The 12,711-nt window shown below is 61.7% G+C and carries 11 protein-coding genes; 2 read left to right on the forward strand and 9 right to left on the reverse strand.

Annotated features, from left to right (window positions below):
- The first annotated feature begins 109 nt into the window (after window positions 1-109).
- Entirely contained in the window at window positions 110-544 is a 435-nt protein-coding gene (locus AB5Z14_RS06235) for a hypothetical protein (protein ID WP_368130742.1), read from the forward strand.
- Window positions 545-602: 58 nt separating this feature from the next.
- Here AB5Z14_RS06235 and AB5Z14_RS06240 read toward each other — a convergent pair whose 3' ends face one another.
- From AB5Z14_RS06240 to AB5Z14_RS06265, 6 genes are all read right to left on the reverse strand, one after another.
- Window positions 603-1,118, reverse strand: coding sequence for a type II toxin-antitoxin system VapC family toxin (locus tag AB5Z14_RS06240; protein ID WP_195192578.1), 516 nt, complete (start codon window positions 1,116-1,118; stop codon window positions 603-605).
- A complete protein-coding gene (locus AB5Z14_RS06245) occupies window positions 1,115-1,468 on the reverse strand; it encodes a hypothetical protein (protein WP_368130743.1) in 354 nt (117 codons plus the stop codon). Before AB5Z14_RS06245 ends, AB5Z14_RS06240 begins: the two co-directional genes overlap by 4 nt.
- A gap of 143 nt (window positions 1,469-1,611) precedes the next feature.
- A complete protein-coding gene (locus AB5Z14_RS06250; protein WP_368130744.1) occupies window positions 1,612-3,627 on the reverse strand; it encodes a heavy metal translocating P-type ATPase in 2,016 nt (671 codons plus the stop codon).
- Window positions 3,628-3,705: 78 nt separating this feature from the next.
- Window positions 3,706-3,951, reverse strand: coding sequence for a DUF6110 family protein (locus AB5Z14_RS06255; RefSeq protein ID WP_022094642.1), 246 nt, complete (start codon window positions 3,949-3,951; stop codon window positions 3,706-3,708).
- A gap of 144 nt (window positions 3,952-4,095) precedes the next feature.
- Complete coding sequence (locus tag AB5Z14_RS06260; RefSeq protein WP_368130745.1) at window positions 4,096-5,853, reverse strand: ABC transporter ATP-binding protein; 1,758 nt, start codon at window positions 5,851-5,853, stop codon at window positions 4,096-4,098.
- Window positions 5,854-7,680, reverse strand: a complete 1,827-nt coding sequence (locus AB5Z14_RS06265; RefSeq protein WP_368130747.1) for an ABC transporter ATP-binding protein — start codon at window positions 7,678-7,680, stop codon at window positions 5,854-5,856.
- A 120-nt stretch (window positions 7,681-7,800) separates the two neighbouring features.
- Between AB5Z14_RS06265 and AB5Z14_RS06270 the strand changes: the two genes are divergently transcribed.
- Window positions 7,801-8,799, forward strand: coding sequence for a helix-turn-helix transcriptional regulator (locus tag AB5Z14_RS06270; protein WP_368130777.1), 999 nt, complete (start codon window positions 7,801-7,803; stop codon window positions 8,797-8,799).
- 216 nt (window positions 8,800-9,015) lie between these two features.
- On the opposite strand, the gene gatB is transcribed toward AB5Z14_RS06270, so the two are convergent.
- Genes gatB through gatC form a run of 3 tightly spaced genes read right to left on the reverse strand, consistent with a single transcriptional unit; the run spans window position 9,016 to window position 12,517 of the window.
- Window positions 9,016-10,692 (reverse strand): Asp-tRNA(Asn)/Glu-tRNA(Gln) amidotransferase subunit GatB, encoded by a 1,677-nt coding sequence (gene gatB, locus AB5Z14_RS06275; protein WP_368130749.1) that lies wholly within the window; start codon window positions 10,690-10,692, stop codon window positions 9,016-9,018.
- Window positions 10,692-12,206: an Asp-tRNA(Asn)/Glu-tRNA(Gln) amidotransferase subunit GatA gene (gatA, locus tag AB5Z14_RS06280; protein ID WP_368130750.1), complete on the reverse strand. Its 1,515-nt coding sequence runs from the start codon at window positions 12,204-12,206 to the stop codon at window positions 10,692-10,694. Before gatA ends, gatB begins: the two co-directional genes overlap by 1 nt.
- A complete protein-coding gene (gene gatC / locus AB5Z14_RS06285) occupies window positions 12,206-12,517 on the reverse strand; it encodes an Asp-tRNA(Asn)/Glu-tRNA(Gln) amidotransferase subunit GatC (protein WP_055250987.1) in 312 nt (103 codons plus the stop codon). Before gatC ends, gatA begins: the two co-directional genes overlap by 1 nt.
- Window positions 12,518-12,711 lie beyond the last annotated feature (194 nt).

Here is a 12,711-nt window from a genome sequence, read left to right on the forward strand (position 1 = left end):
CTATGCACGAGCTGTGAAGACCCCAATGTGCTCCGCACTTCGCACTTTTGCTACCGATCGCGTCACGTATATTTTCGCCAAGCATAATTGACCCGTCGAAAGGACCGTTATGGATACCAAGCAGCAACTCGTCAATGCCCTCGCAGGTCTGGGTTCAACCATTACCGAAGCTATGGATGTCATCGAAGGCTTTGTCCCCTGCGGACATCCCGCCCTCACGGTTTCGAACGCCCTTGTTGCGCTGGACGCTGACGATGATGCAGCTCTCGCCCAGCAGCTTGAGACCGTCGAGGGCTTTATCGACCACGTGAGCGAGAACCGCGGCGTGGCCGCCTACCACGGCATCGAGGTCGAGCTCGCGGGTCCCAAAGCCGATCTGCTCGCAGCAATCCGCGAGGTAGGCGCCCTTATGCAGACTGCAGGCGTCAAGAACACCCAGGTCAACGAGTGGGTCTACCGAAGCCTGGCAGCACTAAACGATTCCGACGAAAAGGCTGCCGAAAAGCTCGCCGAAGCTCCCGTCATCAAGGCCGCGCTTTTGTAAATATCAGACGCGGGCCCCTTGGCGCATCGTCGTCCAAGAGGCCCGCAAACAGTTCGCGTCAACCGATAGCCGCGCCGCCACGTTCGGCCAAAGCAAGAATCGGCATCATTTGGTGCGGGGTCTTTGCTGCAAGATCGGCATGTTCGAGCAGCTTACGATCGTTGGTCACCAAGTAATCGACCTGCGCGCGCTTGCACGCGGCGAGCACCAAGTTGTCCTCGTAATCGCGATGGAGCGCTAAGTATTTGTCGGCCAGCCAAAGGTCCGACGCATCTGCACCCACGGCCGTAGCGTTTTCGGTCATATTCCGAACAAACGCCAGCGCCGCATCGCCAATCGCGCGGGCAGAAGCCTCGTCGAGCGCTCCCCCGCTGGCAAGAACGCCACGCTTCAGCTCGTGTTGGACAACGTACAGCACGTCCTTAGCGATATGCACCGGAAAGAACAGCGATGCCCCCGCCTCCGTCGCCTGCCCAATAAACGCACGCGCGGCAAGCGACTCGGCATGGTCAACACAAAACGAATCAACCCATACGTTGGCGTCCACCATGATCTTGAGAGGGGCTCCGCTCACAGGATCATCCCCTTTTGGCGATAGCGCTCGTCCATGGCTTCGGAATAGATTGTGTCCCAATCGCGATCGTCGGATACGGGCGACGCAGCGATGCCCAAATCTGCATAAAGCCGGTCTGCCGCTGCCCACGACGCGGCGAACGGAGTATCGTGCGCGACGGTCTGTTGCCGGTCGTCGACGGCCGCAAGCACTTCCTCGCACTGCCCGCCGCCCTGCGCGACCTTGGCCACGACCTTTTTGATGAGCTCGGGCAGTGATCTGTCCGAAAGCCGCAACGCTTCCTCCGCATGGTCCTTGACCTGGCGATCCACGCGAACGTTCACCTGCGCCATGCCGCTAACAGCACCCACGTTGATCCCGCTCCCTTCAAATGCTAGCACCGCTAGCAACACTATATAGAGAAGCTAGCAAATGGTCAAATGCAAAAGGCCTGCGTCCGGACGACACCGATGCCGTCTGGGCGCAGGCCAGATAACGTGGGCGAACACGTCCGCTAGCGCAGGTAAGCCTTTGCGTTGCCCAGGCTGTAGGCGATCGTTGAGCCGTTGTGCAGCAGCGACGACGCCTGCGGAGTAATCATGCCGGTAATACCCAATGCCAACAGCGCCGAGTTGGTGAGCATCACCTTGGAATACGAACTCGTCAGACGGTCGATAAGCCCCTGACTCATGCGGCGCAGGCGCACGATCGCGGCGAGATCTGTATCGGTCAGGATGATATCGGCGACCTCCTTGGCGATGTCGCTTCCACCGCCCATTGCCAGCCCCACGTCGGCCAAACCGAGCGCCGGCGAATCGTTGACGCCGTCGCCCACCATGGCAACGTGGCGCCCCTCGCCCTTAATGCGCTCAACATACGCGTACTTGTCCTCGGGCAGCAGCTCGGCCTTAAACTCGTCGACACCCGCCTCGCGAGCAATGCGCTCGGCCGTGCGCTCCGAGTCGCCCGTGAGCATGACCACGTGCTTAACGCCCAACGCGTGCAAGTCGGCGATAGCCTCGCGAACCCCGGGCTTAAGCGGGTCCTCGATACCGAGCACGCCAACGACCGTACCGTCGACCGCCAGGTACAGCGGCGACAAGCCCTGCATCTGGGACTCGATGCGCTCCTTAATGTCGGACTCGAGCTGCGCGCCCTCATCCTCAAATACAAAGTGCGCGGAACCGATGATGGCGCGACGCCCTTCAATGGACGAAGCGATGCCGTGCGCCACGATGTACTCGACGGCGGCATGGCGCTCGCGGTGCTCGAGCCCGCGCTCGCGGGCGGCGTTGACCACGGCACGCGCCACCGGATGCGGAAAATGCTCCTCCAAGCAAGCGGAAAGGCGCAGGATCTCGTCCTCGCTCCAACCATCGGTGGTGAGCACGCAGGCAAGACGCGGCTGCGCCTCGGTAAGCGTGCCGGTCTTATCAAACACAATGGTGTCGGCCTTGGCAAACGACTCAAAGTACTTGGCGCCCTTGACCATAACACCCATCTTGGCAGCATCGCTCATGGCAGTCATGACGGCGACGGAACCCGTGAGCTTGAGTGCGCACGAGTAGTCGACCATCAGTGCCGCCGAGGTCTTGATGAGGCTGCGGGTGGTAAGCGCAACCAGGCCCGCGAGCAGGAAGTTCCACGGGACGATCTTGTTGGCGAGGTCTTCCATGTGCGACTGGCCCTCGGACTTGAGCGAATCGGCCGTCTGCACGAGCGAGACGATCGAGCGGAGCTTGGTCTGCGCCGTGTTGGCGCGCACGCGCACCAAGATGCTGCCGTCTTCCACGACGGTACCGGCGAACACATCGTCGCCCACGCTGCGCTCGACGGCCAGCGGCTCGCCGGTCAGGGTCGCCTGGTTGACCATAGCGCTCCCCTGCTCGACAACACCGTCGATGCAAATGGACATGCCAGTGCGCACGGCGACCAAATCGCCGGGCTCGAGCTCGGTCGCGGCAACGCTTACCTCGGTGTCGCCGACAACCTTTTGCGCCTTGTCGGGCACATCAAGCAGCGAGTTGATGAGCTCGTTTTCGCTCATGGCGCGAGTGTAGTCCTCGAGCAGCTCGCCCACGTTGAGCAAGAACATTGTCTGGCCCGCGGTGTCGACATCACGCTTGACGAACGAAATGCCGATGGCCGAAGCGTCGAGCACAGGAACGGTCAGGCGCGGCTGTGCCAGCTCATGAAGGGCAGCGCGCAAAAATGCCATGTAACCGGCCACGACAAACACCGCACGCAGAGGCGTCGGCAAGAACCAACGGCGCGCGTAGTGGGCGCCGATAAGTGTGGCAAGATCCATGACGAGCTTGTGCTTGCGCGGCTCGAGTTGCATCACGTAGCCCGACTTGGCATCGGCGATAGCTTGAGCATCGAGCGCGCCCAAGGCATCGAGCACGCTCGCGCGGCGCGGCTCGTCGTACTCCAGCGCCATCTGGCCAATGCGGCCATACACGCGCACCTTGCGCACGCCATCGATGTCGCCGCCAAGCTTTAGAAGCGCATCGAGATCGCTCTCTGGCACAGGACCCGCCAACTGAAGGCGGGTCCTGCCAGGGATCTCGCTGATAATCGAGAATCTCATAGTTTGTGCCTGGGAGCGCTACTCGGCTGCCTCGTCAGCAGCGGCCTCGCTCTGGGTGATGTAAGCAGCCTCGGCAACCATGTCGTCGACATTAGCCTTGGCCTGCTCGACCATGTCCTGGTAGCAGTTCTTGACGCGCATGCCACACGCGATGCCCTGCACGCAGGCATTCTTTACCGGAGCGCTGGTGAGCAGCTTGATGCCGGCCGTACCAAGCAGAAAACCGCCACCAACAAGTAGGGTGTTAAACGTGGACTTCTTCATGATGTCTCTCCCTTTTCCGCAACAACTGCGGCACGGTGCCTTAGCACCCGAGTAAACAAGTTTGCTCGAGCACACTTTGAGACTAGTTTAGTCGAACTATTATGGTCAACCAAAGTTAACCTTTGGAAATCTTGGTCCCCTTTCCTACAGCTGCCAGGCAGCCGCTTCCTTTTGCAGTGCGACCATACGGGCAAATTCTCCACCTGCCGCCTTGAGCTGAGCCGAAGCACCCTGCTCGGCAACCACACCATCCTTGAGCACAACGATTTTGTCGGCATTTTCCACCGTACGCATACGGTGGGCAATAACGATAACCGTCTTACCTGCAAGCAGACGGGAGAGTGCCTGCTGTACCACGGTCTCATTCTCCACATCCAAGCTTGCCGTCGCCTCGTCCAACAGCACGATGGGCGCGTCTTTGAGCAGCGCGCGGGCGATGGAGATGCGCTGGCGCTCGCCACCGGAGAGTTTGGAGCCGTTCTCGCCGATCATGGTGTCGTAGCCCTGCGGCATGCGGTTCACGAACTCGTCGCAGTTGGCGGCACGCGCGGCCGCAAGCACTTCCTCATCGGTGGCATCACGACGCCCGAGGCGGATGTTTCCCATCACCGTGTCGTCAAAGAGCAGCACGTCTTGGAACACAATGGCGTAGTCGCGCAGCAGCACCTCGGGATCAACGCCCGCAACATCCACGCCACCCACGGTGACCGTGCCTTCGGTGGCATCCCAAAAGCGCGCGGCCAGGCGGCTCACCGTAGACTTACCGGAACCCGAAGGACCGACCAGCGCCGTAACTTCGCCTTCCTTGGCGGTAAAGCTCACATCGGTAAGAACTTTCTCGCCGGCACGGCCGTCCTCGCCCGCACCATAGCCAAATGCCACGTGATCGAACACCACATCGTGGCCCGCGGGCTCAAATTTCTCGCTGCCCCGCGCCGCAGGCTCTTCCATGATGGAATGCATGCGCTTGGCAGACGACTCGGCGGCAAACAGCTCGGACATTAACATTAACGCTTGGTCAAAGGGTGCATAGATACGGCTCACCATAAGCAGGAAGGCAAACATCACCAAAAAGTCGACCTGCCCGGAGGCGACCATCGCGGCACCCGTGACCAGCGTGGTGGCAATGCCCAGACGCAGGATGGCAAAGGCGGAGTTAACCAAAAGCCCGTTAGCGAGCTCGCCCTTGGTGGTCTCGCGCTCCTCGGCATCGATCACGGCGTTGAGTCCCTCAAGATAATGGGCCTCCTGGTTGGTGGCGCGGATCTCGCGAACGCAGTCGAGCGTCTCTTGAATTGCCTCGGTAACCTTGACCTTCTCGGCACGCACGCGGTCGAACACCGGAGTCATGGGGCCGCGTGTTAGATACAGCACGGCAAAGGCCACGGGAACGCTCCAAAACGCCGCGATCGCCAGCTGCCAGCAAAAGAACAGCGACGCCACGAACACAATGGCGCTTGCGATGATGGCACCCCAAAGCTCTCCCAGCACGTGGCTGTAGGCGTGCTCCATGGCCTGGACGTCGCCCATGATGGTCTCGGTTAAATCGGCCAGATCACGACGACCAAAAAACGACAGCGGCAGTTTGCGCAAGCGCTCGGCGATCTCCATACGCTGCTTGCCGCACTCCTCGTAAAAGATGCAGTAGGTGTAGTAATACTGCTGCCAGTTAGAGGCAAAGAGCAACACAAAAAAGACCAGGAGGCCGCCCACAATCGGCAGGGCATCCGGCAGGTCGGCGCCGATGGCGAGATGTTCGACAAAACCGGCCATGACCAGGAATAAAAAGCCCATGCCGGCCATGGTAATGAGATTAGTGAGCGTGGTCCAGAAAATGCCACGTTTTACGCCGGCGACGCCTTTATCGGATAGGAAATACTTCTTTTGGAATGAGGCGAACATTTAGGCCTCGCCTCCCTTCGTGACGGCGGCATCCGCGGTCGCTGCAGTGATTTTCCAGCTCGCGGCCTGTTCGTATTCGGTCCACATCTTGGCATACAGGCCCTCTTGGGACAGCAACTCGGCATGGGTACCCGACTCCTGCACGCTGCCCTGGTTGAGCACCACGATTTGGTCTGCGCCCACTACAGTCGAGAGTCGGTGCGCAATCATAATGACCGTGCGACCCGCCGCCAGCTTGCTAAAGGCGCGTTGGATGAGCGCCTCGTTCTCGGGATCGGCAAACGCCGTGGCCTCATCGAGCACCACGATAGGCGCGTCTTTAAGGATCGCGCGGGCGAGTGCCACGCGCTGGACCTCGCCGCCCGAAAGATACGCCCCGCCGGCGCCGAGCATGGTATTGATGCCCTGTGGGAGCTTGGCCACAATGTCGTCGCACTGAGCTGCGGAGAGAGCTGCACGCACTTCGTCGTCAGTGGCCGTAGGCTTGGAGGCGCGCACGTTATCGGCAAGTGTTTGCCGGAACAGCTGGTTGGTCTGGAACACGAAGGCGACCTGGTCCATAAGCTCGTGCGGATCCATATCGCGAACGTCCACACCGCCTACGAGCACTCGACCCGAGGAAACATCCCAAAAACGCGGGATCAGGCTTGCGCAGGTTGACTTACCGCCACCCGAGGGACCCACCAGGGCGAGGGTGCTACCCGCGGAAACGCTAAAGCTCACATGGCTAACGGCAGGTGCTTCGGCACCCTCGTAGGTAAAGCTCACATCCTCAAATCGCACGTCGCTGCCGGCAGGGTGCTTGGGTTGGGCGGTCACGGAGAGCTGCTTGGAATCCATGACGCTTCGAATACGAGCCAGCGAATCGGCACTCATCTGAGAGGCCTCGCCCACAAACATGAGCTTGGTCATGGCCGTCGGCACCACGGCCGAAAATATCGCGTAAAACGTGAAGTTGGCCATAAAATGCGCGAAGTCCGTCTCGCCCGGCGCCAACAGCAACGCCACGGGCAACAGGAATGCCACAAGACCATTGAGCGCGGTAAGGTTGAGTACCTGCGGACCTCGACAGAACGTGCCCGCATAGTTTTGTGCCATGTCGGCGTATTCGGCGATCGCATCGTGGAAGGCCTTAAAGGAGTAGACCGTCTGCTGAAACACCTTGACAACGGGGATGCCACGTACGTATTCGGTGCCGGTCTTGTTCATCTTGACCAGCGCTCCCATGTAGGCCTTCATGAACTCGGCGCCTTTGCCGCTCATCATGGTGGCCATGGCGCCAAACGAAACGACGACCGAGATAAGGCATGCCGCCCCCAAACGCCAATCGAGCGCGAAAAGCAGCACGAGCAAGCCCACGACCATGGCGGCGGCGCCTGCGATATCGGGCAGCATGTGTGCGAGCAAAGTCTCGGTGGAGGCGGCACATCCGTCTACAACACGACGCAGCTCACCGGTGGCGTGCGTGTCAAAGTAGCCAAGCGGCAGCTTAAGCAGGTGCTCGCTCGTAGTTTTGCGAATATTGGATGCGCAGCGAAACGCAGACAGGTGCGTGCACATGAGCCCCACGAAATAAGCTACGATGCTTGCCAGGGCAAAACCCACGGCCCACCAGCCATACATCGCGATATCGGTGGCTTCGCTCCAGTTAGGCGCCACGGCGATCAAATCGCGCGCGACAAGCCAAATGCACACGTACGGGCCAAAGCTCAGCAGCTGCGAGAGCGCCGAGAGCGCCATGCCCAAATACGTTAGGAATTTACGGTCGCCGGCATAAGCAAGCAGCTCGCCGATACCGCCGCCTTCCCTTTTTGATCCCTTTGCCATAAGGTTCCCTTCTAACGGCTTGAGAGTTAACCTCAATCAACTTATCATTGATATGTTAGCCGAGGCACACAATCGAGCCAAGCGTGGACGTTTCCGCAAAGGAAGGGGACGCTTTTGAAAATGCATCGGGCCGCGACCGACATAACCGAGCTCTACGCACCGCAATTTGAGCAGTTTGGCCTGGAGCTTTCCGGCAAGGGCGCTGTCTTTACCGGCGAGGTGGCAAACGATCGGGCGCACGGCCGCGCATGGATCATGCCTCTCTCCCCTGCCTGCATTGTCATGGAGCATTTCATCACCCCGACGCACGATATGTACCTGGCCGAATACACACCCGAGCCATACGCCTGCGTGAGCGAGGTCAGCGCGCCCACACTTACATGCATGCCCGAGGCTGGCATAACGCCCGCGAACCTTAAACCATTGCATGGACCGTGGCCAAACAATGCCGTTTGCAGCTTTATCCAAGATAGCTGTGGCGAGGAATTAAGCCCGCTGTTTGCGGGACGGCTTTATCACTCGCGCTCGGTGCTCTTTTTGCCCGGATATTTTGACGACCTGGAGCACCGCTATCCCACCGAGTTCGCGGGAACCTTTGAGGCGTTTGCCGAGCCATGGCACGAGGAAGCGACGTCTGCGATCTGCCAAACGCTGCGCCGGATTAACGAGGACCGCGCCCGCACCGTAGGCGGACACGTCTATATGCAGGGCATCGTGGAGACCATGGTCGCGGAGCTCGCCTGTTCGCGCGCAGCCCAAAAGCAGGCGCGGCAGGCGGCAGGCACACGCGTCAGCATGGCCATTGCCGAAGAAGCAACGGCAATGATTGAGCGCGCGCTCGACAAAGGCAGACGTGTGGGTATCAACGAGGTGGCCGAGAGGCTCTACACAAGCCGCTCCAAACTATGCGCCACCTTTAAGGCCCAAACCGGCGAGTCCCTGGGCGCCTACATTCGCAGACGCCGTATGGAGCGAGCACAGGACCTTTTGGCCGATAGCGCACTCACGATAGCGCAGGTGGCAGAGCGTCTAGGCTACCCTCAGCAAGCCGCCTTCGCCCAAGCCTTCAAACAATACACCGGCACCACCCCCACCGCTTGGCGCTCCCAACATATATAAAGAATGAGGGCGCCAACGGCGCCCTCATTCACCAAATTCCATTCAGCCCCACCTGACCCGAACGGCCGAGTCGTCACGGAACCGAGGGACCGGGCGCAGGGCCTTGGCTCTCAATGAGTTCCGCACGAACAGGAGGCGCCAGTGGCGCCTCCGTCGTGAGTCAGGACTGTCCGAAATTGAGAGGCAAGGCCCTGCGCCCGGCCCCTCGGTTCCCGCTTACGAGAGCGACGTTCTCAGCAACTCGTTGAAGAGCTTCGGGTTGCCCTTGCCGCGGCTCGCCTTCATGCACTGGCCCACCAAAAAGCCGATGACCTTCTGGTTGCCGTCACGATACTGCTGCGCCTGCTCGGCACAGTTTGCCAGTACCTCGTCCACGATCGGCTGCAGCGCGCCGGCATCGCTCACCTGGCGCATGCCGCGCTCGTCGACGATCTTGTTGGGGTCGTCGCCAGTTTGGGCCATGGCCTCAAAGACCTCGTGCGCCTGGTTGGAACTGATGGCATCGGTCGCCAGTAGCTTGGCAAGAGCTGCCACCTGGGCCGGCGCGATGCCGGACTCGGCCAGCGAGACGCCCACGCTCTTAAGATAGGCGATCATCTCGTTGACCAGCAGGTTTGCGACCGTCTGGGCCTCCTTGCCGGCCATACCGGCAGCGGCGGCCTCAAAGAAGTCGGCAAACTCCGGGTCGCCGGCAATCTGCTCGGCGTCGGCCGTCTTAATGCCAAAGTCGGCCTCAAAACGGGCGCGCTTGGCATCGGGCAGCTCGGGAATCTCGCCACGGCAACGGTCGATAAACTCGTCGTCCAGATCGAAGGGCGCCAGATCGGGGTCGGGGAACAGACGATAGTCGTCGGCCGTTTCCTTCACACGCATGACCACGGTGCGCTTGCGGCTGGGCTCCCAGTGGCGGGTCTCCTGATAGATGATGCCGCCCTCCTCGAGCACCTCGGCCTGGCGGCAGATCTCGTAGGCAAGGCCGTCATGCAGGCTCTTAAACGAGTTGAGGTTCTTGAGCTCGGTCTTGGTGCCCAGCTTGGTCTCGCCGCGGCGGCGCAGCGACACGTTGCCGTCGCAGCGCATGGAACCCTTCTCCATGGAGCAGTCCGAAATGCCCAGCGTCACAAAGATGCGACGGAGCTTCTCCATAAACAGGCGCGCTTCCTCGGGCGTACGCAAGTCGGGCTCAGTCACGAGCTCAATCAAAGGCGTGCCGCAGCGGTTGTAGTCGACGAGCGACTCGGCCGCGGCGGTAATGCGGCCTTCGGCACCGCCCACGTGCACCATCTTGGCGGCGTCCTCCTCCATGTGGATGCGCAGGATGCGGATGGGCACCGTGTAGGAACCGTCCTCGCGGCGCTCGGGCATCTGCAGGTTGGACGCGTCGTAGCTGGCCAAGTGACCGGCACGCTGGTTGCCCTCGCGCATGGTCGACGTCATGGACGTGGACAGGCCCTCGGCGTTGGCGGAGGCGCTCGCCAGACTCTGAGCCTCGGCCTCGCCAAACGCGCAGTCGGGGCGCTCGGTGGCACCGCGACCGGTCACATCCAGGTCCAGATGGCCGTACATGGCAAAGGCGACCGGACCCTGCGTGGTCTGGAAGTTCTTGGCCATGTCGGGATAGAAGTAGTGCTTGCGGTAGAACATCGAGTGGCGCTGGATCTCGCAGTTGGTGGCGAGACCTGCCTTGACGATGCTTTCGATGGCGCGCTTGTTGGGCACCGGCAGGGCGCCGGGCAGGCCAAGGCACACCGGGCACACGTTGGCGTTGGGCTCGTCATCGTGGCTGAGCTTGCAGTTGCAGAACATCTTAGTGTCGAGTGCGGTGAGCTCGGTGTGGATCTCCAGGCCGATCACGGCCTCCCAATCCTGCAGGACCTCGGAAAGCTCCTTCATTACAGCTCGCCTCCCTTCCCGGCAAAATCGGGCGCGACGGAAAGCGCGGGCGCACCCGTGGCGGCATCGGCAAAGCCGCGCTCCAGGGCGCGGGCAAACGTGAGCAGCTGACGGTCCTTAAAGGCAGGTCCCACCAGCTGGGCAGAAACGGGCAGCTTGCTGTCCTCGCCCAGGCCCAGCGGCACCGAGATGCCGCCGTTGCCGCAAATGTTGAGCGAAATGGTGTACAGGTCGGAGAGGTACATCTGCGTGGGGTCGCTGATCTCGCCAAACTTAAAGGCCGTGCGCGGCGAGGCGGGCATCAGGATCGTGTCCACCTTGGCATACGCGGCGTCGTAGTCCTGCGTGATGAGCGTACGGGCCTTCTGCGCGGCGTAGTAGTACTTGTCGTACACGCCCGAGCTCAGCAGGTAGGCGCCGAGCATCTGACGGCGCTTGGCCTCGGCACCAAAGCCGTGGGCGCGCGAGAGCGAGCTCTGGTCGGACAGGTTGGCGCAGCCCTCCTCCTGGTAGCCATAGCGAATGCCGTCGAAGCGGGCCAGGTTGGAAAACGCCTCGGCCGGGCCGATGACGTAGTAGGCGGCGATGGCGGCGTCCAGATGCGGCAGGTCGACCTCGACCAGCTCGGCACCCTGATTCTGCAGTTCCTGGGCGGCGCGCTGAACAGCGGCCTTGACCTCGGGCGTCAGGCCCTCGGCCTCCATAAACGCGGGGATGATGCCCACGCGCTTGCCCTCGATGCTGTCATTGAGGTGCTCGGTAAAGTCGACGGCACAATCCTGGCTGGTGCAGTCGTACGGATCGTGGCCCGCGCCGGTAAGCGCGTTCATGGCCAGCGCGACGTCCTCGACCGTGCGGCCGAAGGGGCCCACCTGGTCGAGCGAAGAGCCAAAGGCGACCACTCCGTAACGGCTCACGGCACCATACGTGGGCTTAAAGCCCACCACGCCGCACAGCGACGCCGGCTGGCGGATGGAGCCGCCGGTGTCCGATCCCAGCGAGAGCGCGACCTCGCCCGCAGCGACGGCGGCAGCAGAGCCGCCCGAGGAGCCGCCGGGCACGCGCTCGGTATCCCAGGGGTTGTTGGTGCGGTGGAAGGCCGAGCTCTCGGTAGAGCTACCGAAGGCGAACTCGTCCATGTTGACCTTGCCCATAGGCAGGCAGCCGGCGTCGAGCATGCGCTGAACGCAGGTGGCAGTGTAGACGCTCTGGTAGTTCTCGAGCATGCGGGAAGCGCAGGTAGTGCGCGTGCCCACGAGGTTCATGTTGTCCTTGATGGCCAGCGGCACGCCCGCGAGCGGGGGCAGCGGCTTTCCGGCGGCACGGTCGGCATCCACGCGCGCGGCGGCCTCGAGCGCAAGCTCGGGCGACACCTGCAGGAATGCCTGGACCCCGCCCTCGCGTGCCTCGATGGCGGCAAGGGAGGCCTGGGCTACCTCGGTAGCGGTAAAGTCGCCGGCGGCAACGCCCGCGGCGATCTGGGCGGCGGTAAGGGAATCGAAGCTCTGAGCCATTACTCGCTCTCCCCCTCTCCCAAAATGGACGGCACGCGGAAGTAGCGGTCACGCGCGCTGCCGGCGTTTTCCAGCGCGACGTCGAGCGGCAGGTCGCGCTCGGGCTCGCGCAGGTCGTCGCCCATCACGTTGGACAGGCTTCCGATGGGATGGAACGTGGGCTCCACGTCGGGCAAGTCATATTGCAAGACGGGCTCGAGCATCTGGACGGCGTCGTTCATGTAGGACGTCATCTGGGTGAGCTCGTCATCGGTCAGTGCGATCTTTGCGTACTCGGCGATGCCGCGCACGTCTTTCTCGCTGAGTGCCATAGGCGCTCCCTTCCGCATAACAGATAAACCGCTCTAGTATACAGGGCAACGCCGCTTGGAGCAGGCGCTTTACCCAAATGCAGCGAAAACGTAACGAGGGCGGCGGGACGGCAGGGCGTGGTTCGGCGGACCTGCGGCGAAAACCGTCCCGCCCACGACGAAAACCGTCCCAACATTCGATGCTTTTCGCCAAA

Source organism: Collinsella aerofaciens (genome assembly GCF_040910265.1).
Classification (GTDB): Bacteria; Actinomycetota; Coriobacteriia; order Coriobacteriales; family Coriobacteriaceae; genus Collinsella; species Collinsella aerofaciens_BK.